Source organism: Streptococcus mitis (assembly GCF_946190285.1).
GTDB classification, from domain to species: Bacteria; Bacillota; Bacilli; order Lactobacillales; family Streptococcaceae; genus Streptococcus; species Streptococcus mitis_CP.
Genome location: NZ_CAMHZX010000005.1, coordinates 25,019 through 43,818, shown reverse-complemented (window position 1 = coordinate 43,818; position 18,800 = coordinate 25,019). Strand labels below are relative to the sequence as shown.

The following is an 18,800-nucleotide window of genomic DNA, read 5'->3' as shown; positions in this document are numbered from 1 at the left end:
CTAAAATTACAAGAATTTAACCGAATAAATAACGTAGTAACCTCAAAAATCATAAAGAAAAAACCGCAAGAAAAAGATTTCTCACAGTTTTAAAATCATTTAACTCTAAAAACACGAACATTACTCTTTGTTCAAAAATTGATCCAAATAATAACGTAGGTAACTTTTCTTGCCCGTAATCATCTGCAGACGACCTTCCACCCCATATCGAAGTTTTTCAGCCTGCTCAGAAGTTAGATTAGTCTCCGCCTCGATTTTAAAGAAATTCCCTTTCTCAGTCTTAGTAGCTGTCGTATCAATACTTGTAATAGTAGAATCTAGGAAAAGTTGATTCTTGGCATCATGAGTCGTCGTATAGCGAACAGAATCACCGACCTTGATCCTTGCTACATCTTTTGAACTAAGATAAGCTGTTAGTTTGGCTTTCCCTTCTCTTTCCAAAGATGGATAGAGTTGGGCTAGTAGAGCCCCCTCTGCAACCATGGTAGAATCACTGGTCTCAGGATTAAGATGAAGCACCCCATCCTCACTCGCCGTAATTTTCCCCTTGTCTAAAAGATTTCCCTGTACCTTCTTACCTGACTCCACCTCCAAGATTTTCTGGTCTAGAAGGGTCAATTCCTGACCAACTTTTGCCAAGTGTTGGGATTTGAGAGACTCCAATTGACTGCTTAAGCCTGACGCATAGGCTTGTTGGGCACCCGAACCTGCATACTGAATACGGTAAGTAGCAAGACTGGATTCTAACTGAGAGAGCTGCGCTTCAACCTGCGCAACAGCCTGAGATTTTGCTTGGGGATTTTCCTCGCCCTGAGACTTGTAGGACTGATAGAGAGAGTAGGCTAGATTCTGACTGGCCAAGGAAGCGCCTGTTTCAATAGCTGACTTAGCTGTCTGGTAATCGCGAATTTTAGCCTCTGTTTGACTGATGAGGTTCCCGATTTCGGCTTGAGTCTGACTAGCTGCTGCGTTCTGGGACGCGATGGTCTCATTTTGTTGCGATGTACTAGCCCTAAGACTGCCTGCTTGACTGATGTAGTCGCGAAAGGTGGCTTGGTAGCCAAACTTATCCTCCTCTGGAAAGTGGTTCTCCCCTTCTTGCAAGCTCTTCTGCAAATACTCCAATTGCTTTTTTTGATCCTTGAGCATGTCCAACTGACTGGCATAAGACTCCGCTTGGACACCCTCTGCCCCTTCCTGATATTGAACTAACAGTTCTCCCTTTTTAACCAGCTTATTTTCTTCCAAATGATTGACAAGCATACGATTGTTGCTAGTTGACTGGATATTTGCAAGGATACGACTAGGCTCGACAGTAGCTCTAGTAGACATACTCATCTCCTTCTCTGCAAGAGTTGCAAATCCAAGCAAAAACACGAGCAGAAGGAACATGGGGACAATCACCCGACTGGAAAAATTATGGTAACGACGATTATAAAACTCCGCACTTTCTAAAAATTCTGGTTTCATCCTCTCCTCTTTCTAGCTATTGACCAAATGGGCGTAAAAACCACCCTGTGCAAGCAAATCAGCATGATTTCCTTCTTCAACAATCTTGCCCTGATCCAAGACAACAACCTTCTCTGTCCGCTCAGCAATGGTCAAGCGGTGGGCGATGAAAATCAAGGTCTTGTCTAAAGCCATAAGATTATCGACAATTCGCTTCTCTGTCAGAATATCCAAACTGCTGGTCGCCTCGTCCAAAATCAAGACCGGTGCATCTGTCAAGAGAGCACGCGCCAGAGCAATTCTCTGACGTTGACCACCTGAGATCCCTGCCCCATCCGAAGTCAACTCTGTCTGATAATTCAGTGGCATGCGCTCAATGTCCTCCCGAATCTCTGCCAATTCGACCGCCCGTAAGATATCCTCTTGAGTCGTCCCCTCCTTGGCTCCCAAAAGAAGATTGTCCAAAATCGTTCCGTTAAAGACATAGGGTTGTTGAGGCAGATAGTTGATATACTGACGCAGAGCCTTTTTATCAATCTGATTGAGATTGACACCACCCAGACTAATCTCTCCCTGACTTGGATCGTAAAAATTAACCATCATCTTGGCCAAGGTCGTCTTACCTGACCCTGAAATTCCCACAAAAGCCACCTTAGAACCCTGCGAAATAGTCAAATTGATATCCGACAAGACATCTCGACCATAGCCATACTTGTAGGAAACCTGCTTGAAGGTCATCTCTCCCTTCATCAAGCTCAGATCCTCAACTGTTTTCTTCTCCTCAAACTCAGAAGCTACCAGATAAACCTCATTCAGACGGTTATTGGCAACCTGCGCTGTCTGAAGCTTGGTTTGCAGATTGATGATATTTTCCAAAGGATTAGTAAAGTAAACAAGCAAGGTATTATAGGTAATCAACTGCCCCAAACTCATCTTGCCATCCATAACCAGAACAGCCCCCATCCAGAGAATTCCGACATTGAGCAAGAGATGGGCAATTTTTTTCAGAGCCTTTTGCTGACTCTCTGCCCGACTATAGGTAAAGGATTTTTTCAGATAATCCACAAATTCCTTGTCAATCTTTTGATAACGTTGACTTTCACTGGTCAAAGACTTGATAGTCTCAATACCGTTGATGTCCTCGATGATAGAAGAAGACAGAACCGCATTGGCTTCCATGGTGTCCCGATTCATCTTTTCAAACGGCTTCATAAAAGCAAAGATAATCACTGTATAGATAGGAAGTGCCAATAAAGTCATGAAAAAGAGATTGGTATTTTGTGAAAATAAAACAAGGGAAATAATGACAACCGTTGACACATCTAGGAAAATCGAAAGAATGGTCGAAGCCAGCGCATCAATGATACTGTTAGCATCTGTAAAACGAGACACGATTTCCCCTGTCCGACGTGTCGCAAAAAAGGACATAGGCAGGTGAAAAACATGCTTGATATAGGACAAAATCACATCAATCGACAAGCGTTGCCCCAAAACAAGCAAGAGATACTCTTGAGCATAAGACAAGATCTGCTGGAGAATATAGACGATAACCAGCCCAATAGAAATAATCCCAAGCGTCGAACGCATCTGATCTGGCACATAGGTATCAATGATAGACTGCAGATAATAAGAACCCACAATGTTAATCAAGGTGACCAAGAGTGTTGCCAAAACGATATTGGCAATCAAGCCACGCTGCTTCACTAATATAGGGATAAAAGAGAGCAGGCCATTCTTTTGATCCTTATGAGGCTTGTAGTCTGGACTAGGTGCCATAAACAGAGTCACTCCTGTCCATTCTTCCGCAAAACGCTCACGTGGCAGTTTGATCAATTTCACCCCAGGATCTGGATCGGCAATATGAATGCTATCCTTATCCTGCCCAGTCACCACATAGTAGTGGAGCAATTTTCCTTCCTTAAGCACATGGGCAACAAAAGGAAAGGTCAAATCTGGTAAGCCAAAGAGCGTCATATCCGCCTTAATGGCTCGCGTCTCAAAACCAATCTCCTCTGCCACCTTGACCAAGCCCAAGGCCGTAGTCCCATCCATGGTCGTCTTGGCCAATTCTCGCAAGTGAGCCAAAGAATAGTAGCTACCATAGTAGCCAAAAACCATAGCCAATGAAGCTACACCGCAGTCCATCTGATCCACCTGCGGACGATAGTGACGTTTCCCAAATTTCATATTCATCTCCTTTTCCTAAACTCATCTGATAACAACTATCTTACCCCAATCCCCAAACAAAAACTGGACTTCCTTCCCAAATGCGCCTATCTACCTCCCAAATGCACTTTTTGGATAAAAAATAGGCAGAACAAACGTCCTACCTACTAAAAATATGGTATGAAAGGAAATTGATGTTTTACTGTCCCCCTAGGCAAGCTTGGGACAAATAAATCATTGATAGCAACATTTACGACATCCTATTTAAAGTTACTTCAATTTTTAATGTCCCTGCTATTTCTAAGCCACCTCTGGTATAATCTATTCATAGTCAGAATAGATAACACCGTTCTAAATTACGATTCATAGTTACTCCTTTTTTTGATTCGTTACTATAAGACACCTATTCCCTATAGAACGTCTACTGCTTCAAATTTACCTATTCTTTTTTTGTTTACTTCTATATAAAAGAATGAATACCATCATAAATAATGCAATCGTGGGTATATTAAGATTATCAAACCAAGTAGGTAAAGATACTTTATTCATATCAGCTACTAATCTGATGATTATATAGGACATCGAACTAAGTAATACCATTATTTCAGGCCAAACTTTCAATACTGATTTAACGAATTTCATATTAAACTCCAATGTGATGCATTCTTAGATTCTAACCTAGCTATTTTCAGCGCAGACTAACAAGTCATTCTTAACTGTTTACTCTACTCGCTTTTTATTGACCTTATATCCTAGATAAAAGAGCCCAAATAAAACAGGGTAAATTTCTGGATAAAATAGGGTATTGATTGGATTTCTCAAAATCAAATACGTTGTGATGTAGATTATGAGCGATACGGTAAAATAACCCTCAGCAAAACCTAATAAGAATTGTTTCATGGTAGACTCCTATTTACTAAAAAACAATCTACCATCTTTTTATCCACCTCGTGATGCCGACTGATAACCATTATACGCACCCCAAGCTAATAGTCCGACAGCCAAAATACCACCACCAACCAAAAGTAACACTCCTCCACCATCAACTTCTTGTAATTCAATATCACTTAACGTAGTATAATTTTGTTCAATAGTTTGTAAATTTGACATATTTAACCTCCATTTTAATAATAAAAATTAGTTTTCTTTTAATACACCAATAATAATCATCAATACACTCATAACAAATGCAGATAACAGTCCTTTAGTAGTACTATTGAAAAAAGGTCTATCAAAAACATAATAATTATATGCAGACAATCCTAAACCAACGGCAGTCACCACAATTGTAATAACGAGTAGTATAATCCAAAATGTTTTCTTGCTCATATTTATCAAATACTATGGATGAGTAATATAGTAGAATGTTTTACCAGCAGCTTCACCAGCTTGGTAAATCCCCCAGCCAATCGCAATACCCAAAGAGACTACCTCCCAAGCAATTCCCCCATCCACATTCACCAACTCTTCTTCTGTAAGAGCTGCAAAGTTCTGTTCCATTTTGTCAAAATTTGTCATCTTTTTCTCCTCAATTTATATATATTTTTATATGTTTAATGTTTATCCTCTAAGCCACTTAAATAGCCAAGTTGGATAAATAACTTAAATAATCATTTCTAATCTCCTTCCTTTTCTTCTTACTTATTTATTCGAAAAAGAATTCGAAAACGTACAACCAAATTAAATTTTATTTAAAAAATAATTTAATATACCATGAATAGAAAATTGGTAAATACATGAAGCAAACTCCTTTCCTTTTCCTCTTACTTATCTATTCGAAAAAAATTTCGAAAATGTACAACTAAATTAAATTTTATTTAAAAAATAACTCAGTGAGCCATGGGTAGAACATTGATATAAACATGAGCTAGGCTCCTTTCTTTTTCCCTTTTACTTATCTATTCGAATTTTTTATTAAAACAAATAATTGTAAATTGTTTCGCCAAACTTCTGGCCTGCCCAATAAATAGGACCTAAAATTAATGTCCCTAAAGCATAAATCCCAACTACTCCAACTATGAAAATTAATACTTTTACAGGAATTGACTGCAAACTGTAAAAATTCTCTACCCTAGTAATCCAACTTTCTATTATGCGTTCCATTGGCGCTCTTCCTTCCCTGTTAACGTCCACGACGCTTAGCATGTACTCCTGAAGCACCATCTACCGCACCCAATAAAATGTTCCTGCAATTGCGACTCCTCCAACTACTACCAGACCAAACAACAAGCCTCCTTCTACATCGGCCAATTCCTCATGACTCATTACATGAAAACTATCTTCCATATTTTTAATTTGTTCCATCTTATTCTCCTTTTTTGATTATTAACGATTGAAGAAGGTAGTTATTTGTGTTTCATTTTTCATATATGCCATTCATTGTTGTAGATAAACTTTACTCTCTAAATCTTATCTTCTAAAAAATGGGGTTCCAATAAATACACCGCGTATCAATAGACCTGTAATTAGACCCCGTTGATAACTTTCCTTGCTACCACCCACCAGCAAAGCTAAGTCGCTTTCCTTTAGTACTTCAATAGTATACTCGTTAGTCATTTCATTCATCGCTTATCCTCCTAAAAACCTAAACCTCTACGAAATCCAATGTACCAATGTGCAAGGGTCTTCGCCCAATTTTCTCCACCTTGAATATCGGTCAATTCTTCCGAAGTTAGCTCAACAAATCCATAGTAATGTTCTTTCATTATTTTATTCCTTTCTTTTTCCTCTTGCTTATCTATTCGAAAAAAAATTCGAAAATGTACAACTAAATTAAATTTATTTAAAAAATAATTTAATGAACCACGGATACAAGATTGGTAGATACATAAACCAGACTCCTTTCTTTTTCCTCTTACCTATCTATTCGAGAAAGAATCCAAAAAAATAAGAATATCAGAAATTTTTCCGACATTCTTATTGATAAACTCATCCAAGTCTAACAGATATTAGACATTGAGGTGTTTTTTAAGGGTTCTTCTGGCCGTTCGTGATACGGGGAAATGCAAGCCTTCTAACAAGGTCACTTCTGTGGCAGTCATCTCTTCAATAGCCTGTAAACTGACTAAAGTATTGCGATTGGCATAGACAAAGTAATCTTTTTCAGCCTTAGTAGCGATATCCTTGAGACTGCCGTAAATGGTCTTGATAGAATGATTGGCATAATAGACCTTGATACGATGGGATTCCACTGAGGTTTCAAAGGCTAAAATCTCATGGTAGGGCAGAGTAAAGCCACGTCTTCCCTCAAAACTATAGGTAAAGAGACGCATATTTTCCCTCTTGTCCACTGCCAGTACATAGTCCAGACAGCGCTCCAACTGATGACGATAATCTTCCTCTGGCTGATCCTTGGAAATAAAATCCAAGGCAGACAAGTGATAGCGAAAAGCTAGAGGCAAAGCCTCCGAGTGTGTGGACACAAAGACAATACTTGTAAAGGGATCCCGCTCCCGAACCTGTTGAGCAACTTGAAAGCCCCGTTCACGCTCTCCATCAATCTCTAAATCTAATAAATAGAGCTGGTAATGGTCAAAATACTGAGAATACTTTTCAACATCCCCATAGTTTTTGGCAATATCAATTCCCAATCTCAAATTGCGAGAGCGACCGATGTCTAGTAAGGTCTGCTCTATCCGTCCTTGCTGGACTCTATCGTCTTCCAAAACTAAAATTCTCATTCCTCTCCCCCTCGTTTCTCATCCTTAAATGGCAATTCTAAATCTTGTCTAAAAGTCGTCTCTCCTAGCTGGGTATCTAAGTTCAAATCATAATGAAAAACCATATCCTCCAAGGTTGCCAAGCCCAGTCCACTGTGGTTACCCTTGGTCGAATAACCCTTTTGACTAAGAATGCTGGGATTCAGTTCTTCTTTCTTACGAGTGTTTTCAATGATAAAACGAACACTCCTATCACCTGCCAACAAAGCAACTCGAATCTGCGGATTTTCAGACTCACTGGCTGCTTCTAAGGCATTTGTCGTGAGGATAGAGAGGATACGGATAGCCTCCAACATCGGCAAAGCCAGCTCTTCGACAACCCCCACCGTCTCCAAACTAAAATGAATTCCCTGCTTATCTGCCACAATCATGGCTTTTGCCAAGGTATTACGAATGGCTATATCATGGATATTATGAAGATTAAAGGCCGTGTAGTCCGCCTTTCTCAGCTTTTCATTGGTCTTCAGAAAGACATCTTGATAAATGGTAGAAACCTCAGTCATATCTTGATTAGCTATAGCAGGCTCCATACTGGCGACAATCCCTGCAAAATCATGACGGAAACCTCGAACCTCATCATAGAGATGACCTAGCTTATCCACCATTCCTTGCAAGGAACGATTTTCATCTTCCTGTCTCTGAATGGTCTGCTCATCACGATAAACCTGCTCTAAATGCTTGACGTAAAAGAGCCAAGAGAAAAAGAGAATGAAAATCAGGAGAGAAATGGTCGTGTCAAAACGAACGTAGAAAGAACTATTTCTATTTGTCATGAACGAAGAGAATATCCTAAACACAGTCAGAGGTAGGATAATGAAAAAACTCTTATGATAGTGGGTTTTGAAAGCACCTGAAAAAAATAAATCCAAATCCAAAGACCAACGCTTCATCATAACTACTGTCAGTACAAGAGCTAGTAGAGAAAAAGAAGAATTAACAATCCCATTACCTACTTCTGATAGCATATCTATATCTAACATCCGAATATAGAACAATACCAATAAATAGCGAATACTCTGATAAAAACTAAAAAGATAGAGCGAAAGAAATAAAGACTCCCCCTTTTTCTTCCCTTTCATATAGAAAATAAGGTAAAAAAAGATTAAAACTTCCAAATACATAATTTCAAAAAAAGTTTTACCAGCTATTGCTTGCATCATTAGTAAATAGACTATGTATCTCTTTTTACGAAATTCCGGTGTAATTTGGTAACCTAGATAGATTGGAGGAACTATAATGGAGACTATCAACAATAAAGCAAATAGAGTTTCCTTAATAAAAGTCAAAATCATACTATCCAATCACGCTCTCCATCAATCTCTAAATCTAATAAATAGAGCTGGTAATGGTCAAAATACTGAGAATACTTTTCAACATCCCCATAGTTTTTGGCAATATCAATTCCCAATCTCAAATTGCGAGAGCGACCGATGTCTAGTAAGGTCTGCTCTATCCGTCCTTGCTGGACTCTATCGTCTTCCAAAACTAAAATTCTCATTCCTCTCCCCCTCGTTTCTCATCCTTAAATGGCAATTCTAAATCTTGTCTAAAAGTCGTCTCTCCTAGCTGGGTATCTAAGTTCAAATCATAATGAAAAACCATATCCTCCAAGGTTGCCAAGCCCAGTCCACTGTGGTTACCCTTGGTCGAATAACCCTTTTGACTAAGAATGCTGGGATTCAGTTCTTCTTTCTTACGAGTGTTTTCAATGATAAAACGAACACTCCTATCACCTGCCAACAAAGCAACTCGAATCTGCGGATTTTCAGCCTCACTGGCTGCCTCTAAGGCATTTGTCGTGAGGATAGAGAGGATACGGATAGCCTCCAACATCGGCAATGCTAGTTCTTCTACGACTCCCACCGTCTCCAAACTAAAATGAATTCCTTGCTTATCTGCCACAATCATGGCTTTTGCCAAGGTATTGCGAATGGCTATGTCATGGATATTGTGAAGATTAAAGGCTGTGTAGTCCGCTTTCCTCAGCTTTTCATTTGTCTTTAGAAAGACATCTTGATAAATGGTAGACACCTCAGCCATGTCTTGATTCGCTATGGCAGGCTCCATGCTGGCGACAATCCCTGCAAAATCATGACGGAAACCTCGAACTTCATCATAGAGATGACCCAGCTTATCCACCATCCCTTGCAAGGAACGATTCTCATCTTCCTGTCTCTGAATGGTCTGCTCATCACGATAAACCTGCTCTAAGTGTCTGATATAAAAGAGCCAGGAGAAAAAGAGAATGAAAATCAGGAGAGAAATGGTCGTGTCAAAGCGAACGTAAAAAGAACTATTTCTATTGGTCATGAACGAAGAGAATATCCTAAATCCAGTCAGAGGTAGGATAATGAAAAAACTCTTACGATAGTGGGTTTTAAAAGTATCTGAAAAGAATAAATCCAAATCCAAAGACCAACGCTTCATAATTTTACAACATAGAAAGATTGATAATAAATCAAATATAGATATATATAAAGTAGAAAACGAATCTACGAAACAACAATGCTCACCAGATAATACACGAATCCAAATTGTCAAAAATAAATAACGAATACTTTGAAAGAAGAGAAAAAGATACAGAGAAAGAAAAAGAGATTCCCCTTTTCCCTTGTGCAATACTAATAAAAAAATACAGTAAAAGAAGAGAAGAACTCCTATATGAAATAATTCTCCAAATGTTTGACGAGCAGATAAACTAATTAAAAATATAAGTATCCAATAACGTTTTTTATAAAATTCTGGGGAAATTTGAGCACCCAAATAAATAGTAGGCACCATGGTTGAAACGACTACCAACAGAATATATAGCACAGAAACTAAGAATTCTAAAATAATCATAGAATAAAACGACTCCTAATTTATTTAAGCGAAATAATATTTATCTCCCCGATACAACTCTCTAGTTTTTCATACTTTCTGAAAAACAATACATCCACAAAAGGCTTTAGTTTCTTTTAAAATACAAGAAATCTAAAGCCTCTTGAAAATGATTTGCACGTTTTATTTTTTATATTCGTTGTGAAGATTGCTTATCTATTTATTTTACCACAAGAACCTTGTAATATTCATACTTATTTGGCTGTGTAATCTTAATTTTTTGACCATAGAAACCATCGATTTCTTTGTCAAAATAATCTGAAAATCTTGATGGCAAGCGTTTCATCTTAAGAACTTCTCCAGATTGGTCTGCATATACAAGTAAGTGATAGTGGGTTGTAGCCATACCATCATCAATCAGTACAAAGTAACCTGTTTTGAGCTTACCTTGTCCATTATCTAAATAGTATAGTTTATTGTTATTGATTGTGAAGTTATCCAATCGAAGTCGTACACCTGGGTCTTCTAGATAAAGATCATTGCCAACTTTTTTGATTTCTGATCTAGTTGTCATCTCTGGAAGTGGTAATACTCTACGACCATCTGCTCCAAAGTAATATCGACCTGGTAGATTTTGGAAATTACGAATGACAGCTTTAGGATCAATTTCTTGTCCTTCTTCTTTATTATCTACTAAAGCTAAGGTTGTATTTGCAACCTCATCCCCGTATTTGTCGGAAAACTTCTTGAACTCAGGTTTAATATACCAAGTGTTTTTATCCACGATAACATCAGTAAAGTTATTTCCGTCAAATTTTGCTTTAATCAGATATTCATATCCATCGCCTAAACGAACAATGTCACCATGTTTATAAGGGCTATTTTGTAAAGTGAACATATGGCCATCCTTGCTGAGAATATAGCCTGTCCCATCACTAGAATTTACAACTCTATCAGAGGCCATTGCACCTGATTGTTCGAAATAATACCAATTATTATCTATGCACTCCCAACCTGTCTGCATAGAACCACTAAAGCGAAGATAGTACCATGTAGATCCTTCTTTGTACCAACCAGTGCGCATAGCTCCACTATCTGCTAGTGAGTACCAGGTATTGCCTTCCTTGTACCATCCAGTACGCATAGCCCCACTATCTTCTAGTGAATACCAAGTGTTGCCATCTTTGAGCCAGCCTGTCTGCATTTTACCAGAACCATCGAAGTGATACCAAGAACCAGCGTTTTGTACCCATTTATTTTTAGCGAGACTGCCATCTTGAGAAAGATTCCAGTCAGCACCATTTTTAACCCAAGTATCTGCAGCTTGTGCTTGATTGATTGACAAAAGCAGACCAGCACCTGCAAGCAAACCAAGTGTGAGTAGTTTAGATTTTTTCATAGCCATTTCCTCCTATTCTATAACGAAATGAACATGACTTACTAGTATACAAAGCTGTTCGATTTTTCGTTTTACTCTGTCAGACGTCTTATTTCACAACAGAAACATTTCCTGTCTTACTATCGATTTTAACAGTTTGACCGTAGAAACCGTCAATTTCTTTATTAAGATAATCTGAAATTCCTGTTGGCAATCGTTTCATTTTAAGAATTTCACCAGATTGGTCTGCATAAACAAGAATATGATAGTGATGATAGCTTGGTCTATCATCAATCAATGCAAAATAACCTGTTTTGAGTTTGCCATTAGCACCATCTAAATAGTATAGTTTATTATTATTGATTGTGAAGCTGGTAGCTCCAAGAAGAAGTCGTGCACCCGGATTTTCTAGATAGACATCATTTCCAACTTTTTTAATCTCTGAATAGGTGGTCATTTCTGGTAAATTTGTTACGCGACGACCATCTGCCCCAAAGTAATACCTGTTTGGTAAGTTTTGGAAATTTTTCACGACAGCTTTAGGATTAATTTCTTGTCCTTCTTCCGTATTATCTACTAAAGCCAACATCGTATTGGAAACTTTATCTCCATATTTATCAGAAAACTTCTTAAATTCAGGTTTTATGTACCAAGCATTTTTTTCAACAATGACTCCATCTTTTGTATAAATAAGATGATAATCATACCCATCAGATAAAGTAACAATATTTGTGATAATTGTATCATCCGCTTGAGTTTGTTCAACCTGACTTGGAAGTTTGGTTAACAGATAACCATCCTTGCCAATGACATAACTTTCCCCATCACTGGCTGGAACAGCTCTGTCTGCGACCATTGCACCTGATTTTTCAAAGTAAGACCATTGACCATTGGCAGTTGCCCATCCTGTTGCCATAGCGCCACTGTCTTTGAGGTAATACCATGTAGACCCTTCTTTGTACCAACCTGTGCGCATAGCACCACTATCTGCTAGTGAATACCATGTATTGCCTTCCTTGTACCAGCCAGTACGCATAGCGCCACTATCTGCTAGGGAATACCATGTGTTACCGTCTTTGAGCCAGCCTGTCTGCATTTTACCAGAACCGTCAAAGTGGTACCAATAACCAGCATTTTGTACCCATTTGTTTTTAGCGAGACTGCCATCTTGTGAAAGATTCCAGTCAGCACCATTTTTTACCCAAGTATCTGCAGCCTTTGCTTGGTTGATAGACAAAAGCATACCAGCACCTGCAAGTAAACCAAGAGTGAGTAGTTTAGATTTTTTCATAGCCATTTCCTCCTTTATTGAATAGTTATAAAAAGATATTTTTCCATCATAAACATTCTACATAACTCCTAATAATCCTTAAGAGTCAACCAACACCTTCTTTCTATCATCATTGCCCACCCCACACCTTTATGATATACTAAATATAAATATTTTCTTAAAACTTCTACTTTTGGAACATTTTTGGAGGCAAAAATATGCGGTGGGATATTGGTTCAGTTTATAAATACATTCGTAAGTCAAAAGGGATCACACAAAATGAGGTCTGTGGTGACTACATTACTCATTCTAACTTGTCGAAGTTTGAAAATAATCACTCTACTCCTAGGTATGATACTATGGAATTACTTTTGAGGCAAATTGATATGAGTTTCGATGAATTTCATTATATTTGTCAACATTACCAAATGGATTCTCGTAAGAAATTATTTTCAGAATATTATCAAGTCATTTCTTCACCTAATCTAGAAGAAATGAAGACACTGCTATCAAAATGTCAAATTTATCTAGATGAAGTGCAGAATGATATCCCAATAGAACATGCTGTAAAAGAATTAACCATTTTTATAGAAGTGATTGAAAATCAGTTTTCCGATAAAGCCCAAGCCTTGGCTGAAGAGTTATGGAAAGAATTGGAAAAAAGAGATCAGTGGTTTCTCTCAGATTTACGGTTATTAGTGATGATCATTTTCCATTTCCCTGTTGATTCACTAGAAATGCTACGTCAAAGACTTGTAAAATCTCTAAATAAATACACAGATTATCGTCCAATTCAAAGTATTCATTACTCCATTCTAGCCAATATGACACGAATGTACCTTGAAGCAGGGAAGAAAGATGACTGTCTATGCTTAATTCAAGAATGCCTTGATTTAGCAAAAATATTGAAACGATACGATTTATTAGGTGTAGCTCAAGTACGTCTGGGAATTGTTAATGAAGATCATACTATGATTAATAAAGGATTATCCTTACTCGAATCAACAGATGAAAGTCGATTACTAGAAGAAATGAAAAGAGAAGTTAGTGATTATTATCAAGCAGATTTTTTTGAAACAGAGACCAAACAGTAACTATTACTTTATGAATAAAAGCGAACATGACTTCCTAGTATACAAAGCTGTTCGCTTTTTCGTTTTACTCTGTCAGACGTCTTATTTCACAACAGAAACATTTCCTGTTGAACTGTCGTATCGAACAGTTTCTCCATAAAAACCGGAAATTCCTTTTTCAATATAATCACGGAAATCATTAGGCAAAACTTTCATCTTCACGATTTCACCAGATTCATCTGCATAGCCCAAAATATGGTGATCTTTAGATAATAATCCGTCCATAAACATTATGAAATATCCAGTTACAAGTTTACCATTATAATCATTGGCAGCTCTTAGATAAAGTTTATTGTCATTAATTGTCAATCCAGATGTGTCTAGACTAATAACTGGACTTGAGTTTTTAAGATAAAGTTCAGACCCAACTTTTTGAATAGGGAAGTGAGTAGTAAATTCTGGTAGATTCGCAACCTTACGTCCATCTGCTCCAAAGTAATACTTATTTGGTAAGTTTTGGAAATTCTTTATGACAGCTTTAGGATCAATTTCTTCCCCTGGTTTTTTATTATCAGTAATTGCATCTAAAGTATTTACTTTTATATCGCCAATCTTTTGATAAGAAAAACGTTCAACAATAGGTTTGATATACCAGGCATTCTTTTCGATAACAACTCCATCTTTCTTATGAACAAGGTGATAGTCATAGCCATCAGACAAAGTAACGATATCTGTAATAACTGTATCATCAAAAGGATCTTGTTCAACCTGACTAGGGAGTTTGGTTAACATATAACCATCCTTACCAATGACATAACTTTCCCCATCGCTTGCTGGAACAGCTCTATCTGCTACCATAGCACCTGATTTTTCAAAGTAAGACCATTGACCATTTGCAGTCGCCCATCCTGTTGCCATAGCGCCACTGTCTTTGAGGTAATACCATGTAGACCCTTCTTTGTACCAACCTGTACGCATAGCACCACTATTTGCAAGTGAGTACCAGGTGTTACCTTCCTTGTACCAGCCAGTACGCATAGCGCCACTGTCTGCGAGCGAATACCATGTATTCCCATCTTTGAGCCAGCCTGTCTGCATTTTACCAGAACCGTCAAAGTGGTACCAAGAGCCAGCATTTTGCACCCATTTGTTTTTAGCGAGACTGCCATCTTGTGAAAGATTCCAGTCAGCGCCATTTTTAACCCAAGTATCTGCAGCCTGTGCTTGATTGATAGACAAAAGTAGACCAGCACCTGCAAGCAAACCAAGTGTAAGTAGTTTAGATTTTTTCATAGCTATTTCCTCCTAAAATAGATAAATCCGAAGTAAGAAAATCCAATAGAAACGAAGTCAAAATAGATGTCAGGTTCATAAACCTGAACCATAAGACCTCCTAACATTTCCAAGAATATAAGATAGAGACTAGTTTATCAAAAGTACATAGCCATCACCTTCCCCCAACTATAAAATAAATCCTTTTTTATATCTACATTATAGTCCTGTAAAAAAGGAAAGTCAATTAAAATTGTGACTATATTAACATTTTTGTTCTAGCAGAAATCAATTGATATTTTCATTTGATCTTCATTTCTTAGCTCCTTTTTGGAGATTGATTTTTCTGACTCCATTATATCCTTTATTTGTTTTTATATCTCTCCTGTCCCTAGAAAGACTAAATCTGTTCCTAAACGGTCACTTGAACCAAAGAAAAATTCCAAAGCAAATGCCTTGGAACTTCTTATCTTTATTTTCCTTGAATAATCTTAACCACATCTCCTACACTTTGGAGTTGGTCAATTTCCTCATCGCTGATTTCGATATTAAATTCATCTTCCAGTGTCAAGATAAACTCCATCAAGTCAACTGAGTCAGCATCCAAATCGTCTTTCAGACTCAAGGATTCTGTCACGACAAAGTCCTCTCCCTGTCGCTCTTGGATAATGGTCACAATACGGTCAAAAATTTCTTTTTCTGTCATCTCTTTTATTCTCCTGAAAATTCACGCGCAGTCTGGGCAACTACGTCTGTTTCTAGCATGGTACGAATCTGGCGAATCGTACTATAGACAGCCTTGGCATCGCTTGAGCCATGGGTCTTGACAACTGGTGCCTTGACACCAAACAAGACCGCTCCACCAACATCAGAATAGTTGAGCTGTTTTTTCAAACCTCTGAGGCTATCCTTAAGAAGAAGGGCACCTAGTTTCGCTCGAAGACCTCCACCTGTAATAGCAGTCTTGAGCAAGCCCATGATTCCCATGGCTGTCCCTTCAATGGACTTGAGCACAGCGTTTCCCGTGAAACCATCTGCCACGACAACATCCGCAACGCCATTCATCAAATCACGCGCTTCCACATTTCCGATAAAGTTCAAACTTTCATCAGCTGCTAGTAATTCGTAAGTTTCCTTACGAAGCGGATCGCCCTTACTACTCTCTGTTCCGTTATTGAGCAAGCCAACACGTGGTTGCGCAATTCCACGAACATTTTTAGCATAGAAGGAGCCTAAAACCGCGTATTGATGGAGGTGCTGGGCTGTATTTTCTGCATTAGCACCGAGGTCTAGCATGTCAAAACCTTTTCCATCTACAGTCGGCAAGGTAGACATGAGTCCTGGTCGATCGATATTCTTAATACGACCCACAATGAAGAATCCTGCCGCCAACAAAGCACCTGTATTGCCTGCGGAAAGAACAGCATCTGCCTCTCCATCTTTGACAGCCTTGGCTGCCAATACCATACTGGCATTTTTCTTCTTCCGAATAGCTCTCGTAGGTTCATCGTCTGAATCAATCTTCTCATCCGTATGGATAATGCTGACGCGCTCTGTCGCTGTCAGATATTGCTTGATTTTAGCTTCATCTCCGTAGAGTTGAACCTCGATATCTGAAAAGTCAGCTAGGGCTTGATTGACACCCTCAACGATGGCCTGAGGTGCGTAATCGCCCCCCATGGCATCTACTGCGATTTTTTTCATTTCTTTTCCTCTTTTAGTAATTGTCCCCAGTCTGCTAGGGAATCAATAAATTTCTTTGATTTTAGGTGAATCCCAACGTACTCTTCGTAGAGTTGATCCATAAATTGGCGTAACTCTTGCTTGATTTCGGGCTTGAGCGAAATAGTCTCCAAGGTCTCAAAATCAATGGCTTGAAACTGATTGAGCAAATAAGGGATATTGGGATTGAGATGGCAACGTCTCTCATCCTCATGATAATGGTCTGGGCAAAGACAGGCTCCATATTTGAAAGAAAAGTCAAAAGCCTGACCAACCCGATGACAAAAGGCACACTCATTAAAATTGAGGCTGATTCCAAATCGGGTCAAGATTTGAATTTCAAAAATATTGGTCAAAACCTGATAATCCAAACCAGCTTCCATCAACTCCAAAGTCTTTTGCAAAAAAGCAAACAAGGGAGCATCCTGCTGATTATCTTGCAAACTAGCATCTGCAAGAGCCGCCACATAGGTCGCATAGGCCATGACAAAGAGATCACTATTAATCTTGGGAAAGGTCATGACCTCATGATAGTCCTCAATGTAACTGAGCCCGTCATCATTGATTCGCAAGAGAAATCGTGCCAGCACCAAGGGTTGAATAACAGGAGCCAATTTGGACTGACCAGCATGTTTGACGAAAAACATGCGCTTGCCAGCCTGCTCTGTAAAAATCTTGACTAGCTTATCATCCTCCCGAAAGTTACGATTGTAGAGCACCAAGCCTTGACTCGTGATAGACTGAATCATGCTTCTCTCATGTACTCCTCAAGTCGTTTCATGGCTTCTTTGATAATCTCCATGCTGGCTGCATAAGATAGGCGAACATAGCCTTCCCCGTAACGTCCAAAGGCGGCACCAGGGATAAACGCAACGGCCTTCTTCTGAGCAAAATCCTTGAGAAAGGCAAAGGAATCTTGATTGTAGCCGTCTGGAATCTTAGCAAAGATATAGAAAGCCCCGTCTGGTTTGATAATCTCAAAACCAAGAGCAGTCATTTTCTCGATAATATAATCACGACGCTGGATGTATTCCTTCTTCATAGGATCCGCATCGTTTTTACCCGCCGTCAGGGCTTCTACCGCAGCGTGTTGAGCCATAGTGTTTGCGGCAGTGACCAAGTATTGGTGACTCTTGATCAACTGGGCTGTAAAGACCGCAGGAGCGAAAATCAGACCCAAACGCCAACCTGTCATAGCGTGCGATTTCGACAAACCATTGATAATAATAGCCTGATCTCTCAACATAGTTCCCAAAGATACATGGGCTTGCCCTGTGTAGGTCAATTCTGAATAAACCTCATCACAGACCACGAAAATCTCATACTTGCGTAAAACAGCTGCCAAGGCTTCCAACTGCTCCCGACTATAGGTAATTCCTGTCGGATTGGCTGGATAGTTGAGAATAACCGCCTTGAGCTTGTCTCCCTGCTCCAAAATAGCCTTTTCCAACATCTCAGGAGTCAAGACAAACCCATTTTCAGTTGTATCAATCTCAACAATCTCTGCCCCAACTAGATTGACAATCGGTTCATAGCCTGGATAAGCAGGAGCTGGCAAGAGTACCTTGTCTCCCTCTTCCAAAATAGCTGTCAAAGTAGCAGATAAAGCCTCTGTCGCACCAATTGTAACCAAGATTTCATTCTCAGGAGCATAGTCCAGTTGGTACTTTTCCTTAACAAAGTCACTGGCTGCCTGACGTAGAGTCAGCAGACCACTCATCCCTGTATAGTAGGATTGGTTCTGGTCAATCGCTCGCTTGGCCGCCTCCTTGACATGATTTGGCGTTGTAAAGTCAGGTTCCCCCAAGGTCAAACGCAAGACCCCAGGAATCTCAGAAATAGCCTGGTCAAACTGACGAATCAACGAAACTTGAATCTTATCTAACTGTTTATTAAAGCGCTTAGTTAAGTCCATAGATACCTCCTACTTT

At 39.0% G+C, this 18,800-nt stretch carries 22 protein-coding genes; 1 reads left to right on the top strand and 21 read right to left on the bottom strand.

All coding sequences use genetic code 11. The annotated features are described in order from the left end of the window. Nucleotides 1-120: 120 nt before the first annotated feature. From comB to N8L39_RS07120, 16 genes are all read right to left on the bottom strand, one after another. Nucleotides 121-1,470 (bottom strand): competence pheromone export protein ComB, encoded by a 1,350-nt coding sequence (gene comB, locus N8L39_RS07200; protein ID WP_261010536.1) that lies wholly within the window; start codon nt 1,468-1,470, stop codon nt 121-123. A 12-nt stretch (nt 1,471-1,482) separates the two neighbouring features. After that, nucleotides 1,483-3,636, bottom strand: coding sequence for a peptide cleavage/export ABC transporter ComA (comA, locus tag N8L39_RS07195; RefSeq protein ID WP_261010535.1), 2,154 nt, complete (start codon nt 3,634-3,636; stop codon nt 1,483-1,485). 699 nt (nt 3,637-4,335) lie between these two features. After that, nucleotides 4,336-4,515 carry a hypothetical protein gene (locus N8L39_RS07185; protein WP_261010534.1) on the bottom strand — a complete coding sequence of 60 codons (180 nt, stop codon included), beginning with the start codon at nt 4,513-4,515 and terminating at the stop codon, nt 4,336-4,338. A gap of 39 nt (nt 4,516-4,554) precedes the next feature. Further along, nucleotides 4,555-4,725, bottom strand: a complete 171-nt coding sequence (locus N8L39_RS07180) for a H354_08695 family bacteriocin-like peptide (RefSeq protein WP_000067699.1) — start codon at nt 4,723-4,725, stop codon at nt 4,555-4,557. A 27-nt stretch (nt 4,726-4,752) separates the two neighbouring features. Beyond that, nucleotides 4,753-4,944 carry a hypothetical protein gene (locus tag N8L39_RS07175; RefSeq protein ID WP_004236903.1) on the bottom strand — a complete coding sequence of 64 codons (192 nt, stop codon included), beginning with the start codon at nt 4,942-4,944 and terminating at the stop codon, nt 4,753-4,755. Nucleotides 4,945-4,956: 12 nt separating this feature from the next. After that, on the bottom strand, nt 4,957-5,133 hold the full coding sequence (locus tag N8L39_RS07170) for a class IIb bacteriocin, lactobin A/cerein 7B family (RefSeq protein WP_261010533.1): 177 nt from the start codon (nt 5,131-5,133) through the stop codon (nt 4,957-4,959). Between the two features lie 396 nt (nt 5,134-5,529). Then, nucleotides 5,530-5,718: a hypothetical protein gene (locus N8L39_RS07165; RefSeq protein ID WP_153199448.1), complete on the bottom strand. Its 189-nt coding sequence runs from the start codon at nt 5,716-5,718 to the stop codon at nt 5,530-5,532. A 60-nt stretch (nt 5,719-5,778) separates the two neighbouring features. Next, nucleotides 5,779-5,919: a class IIb bacteriocin, lactobin A/cerein 7B family gene (locus tag N8L39_RS07160; protein ID WP_261010532.1), complete on the bottom strand. Its 141-nt coding sequence runs from the start codon at nt 5,917-5,919 to the stop codon at nt 5,779-5,781. A gap of 105 nt (nt 5,920-6,024) precedes the next feature. Beyond that, entirely contained in the window at nt 6,025-6,180 is a 156-nt protein-coding gene (locus N8L39_RS07155; protein WP_261010531.1) for a hypothetical protein, read from the bottom strand. An 11-nt stretch (nt 6,181-6,191) separates the two neighbouring features. Continuing rightward, the gene (locus N8L39_RS07150; RefSeq protein ID WP_261010530.1) at nt 6,192-6,320 is read right to left on the bottom strand and encodes a smi_0059.1 family bacteriocin-like peptide; all 129 of its coding nucleotides are present in this window, start codon (nt 6,318-6,320) and stop codon (nt 6,192-6,194) included. 243 nt (nt 6,321-6,563) lie between these two features. After that, nucleotides 6,564-7,295, bottom strand: coding sequence for a response regulator transcription factor (locus N8L39_RS07145; RefSeq protein WP_261010529.1), 732 nt, complete (start codon nt 7,293-7,295; stop codon nt 6,564-6,566). Next, nucleotides 7,292-8,107, bottom strand: coding sequence for a GHKL domain-containing protein (locus tag N8L39_RS07140; RefSeq protein ID WP_261010528.1), 816 nt, complete (start codon nt 8,105-8,107; stop codon nt 7,292-7,294). The genes N8L39_RS07145 and N8L39_RS07140 overlap by 4 nt, the downstream gene beginning before the upstream one ends. A gap of 515 nt (nt 8,108-8,622) precedes the next feature. After that, nucleotides 8,623-8,832, bottom strand: coding sequence for a response regulator (locus N8L39_RS07135; RefSeq protein ID WP_261010527.1), 210 nt, complete (start codon nt 8,830-8,832; stop codon nt 8,623-8,625). After that, complete coding sequence (locus N8L39_RS07130; RefSeq protein ID WP_261010526.1) at nt 8,829-9,644, bottom strand: GHKL domain-containing protein; 816 nt, start codon at nt 9,642-9,644, stop codon at nt 8,829-8,831. Before N8L39_RS07130 ends, N8L39_RS07135 begins: the two co-directional genes overlap by 4 nt. Nucleotides 9,645-10,374: 730 nt before the next feature. Further along, on the bottom strand, nt 10,375-11,553 hold the full coding sequence (locus tag N8L39_RS07125) for an N-acetylmuramoyl-L-alanine amidase family protein (RefSeq protein ID WP_261010525.1): 1,179 nt from the start codon (nt 11,551-11,553) through the stop codon (nt 10,375-10,377). An 88-nt stretch (nt 11,554-11,641) separates the two neighbouring features. Next, nucleotides 11,642-12,823 carry an N-acetylmuramoyl-L-alanine amidase family protein gene (locus tag N8L39_RS07120; protein ID WP_261010524.1) on the bottom strand — a complete coding sequence of 394 codons (1,182 nt, stop codon included), beginning with the start codon at nt 12,821-12,823 and terminating at the stop codon, nt 11,642-11,644. A gap of 197 nt (nt 12,824-13,020) precedes the next feature. Here N8L39_RS07120 and N8L39_RS07115 point away from each other — a divergent pair, with 197 nt between their 5' ends. After that, nucleotides 13,021-13,896 (top strand): helix-turn-helix domain-containing protein, encoded by an 876-nt coding sequence (locus tag N8L39_RS07115; protein WP_261010523.1) that lies wholly within the window; start codon nt 13,021-13,023, stop codon nt 13,894-13,896. Nucleotides 13,897-13,977: 81 nt separating this feature from the next. Here N8L39_RS07115 and N8L39_RS07110 read toward each other — a convergent pair whose 3' ends face one another. From N8L39_RS07110 to N8L39_RS07090, 5 genes are all read right to left on the bottom strand, one after another. Beyond that, nucleotides 13,978-15,168 carry an N-acetylmuramoyl-L-alanine amidase family protein gene (locus N8L39_RS07110; protein ID WP_261010522.1) on the bottom strand — a complete coding sequence of 397 codons (1,191 nt, stop codon included), beginning with the start codon at nt 15,166-15,168 and terminating at the stop codon, nt 13,978-13,980. 451 nt (nt 15,169-15,619) lie between these two features. Further along, the gene (locus tag N8L39_RS07105) at nt 15,620-15,853 is read right to left on the bottom strand and encodes an acyl carrier protein (RefSeq protein WP_000136446.1); all 234 of its coding nucleotides are present in this window, start codon (nt 15,851-15,853) and stop codon (nt 15,620-15,622) included. A 5-nt stretch (nt 15,854-15,858) separates the two neighbouring features. Further along, a complete protein-coding gene (gene plsX / locus N8L39_RS07100; RefSeq protein WP_050222969.1) occupies nt 15,859-16,851 on the bottom strand; it encodes a phosphate acyltransferase PlsX in 993 nt (330 codons plus the stop codon). Beyond that, on the bottom strand, nt 16,848-17,618 hold the full coding sequence (recO, locus tag N8L39_RS07095; protein ID WP_261010521.1) for a DNA repair protein RecO: 771 nt from the start codon (nt 17,616-17,618) through the stop codon (nt 16,848-16,850). The genes plsX and recO overlap by 4 nt, the downstream gene beginning before the upstream one ends. After that, on the bottom strand, nt 17,615-18,784 hold the full coding sequence (locus N8L39_RS07090; RefSeq protein ID WP_261010520.1) for a pyridoxal phosphate-dependent aminotransferase: 1,170 nt from the start codon (nt 18,782-18,784) through the stop codon (nt 17,615-17,617). The genes recO and N8L39_RS07090 overlap by 4 nt, the downstream gene beginning before the upstream one ends. Between the last annotated feature and the right edge of the window lie 16 nt (nt 18,785-18,800).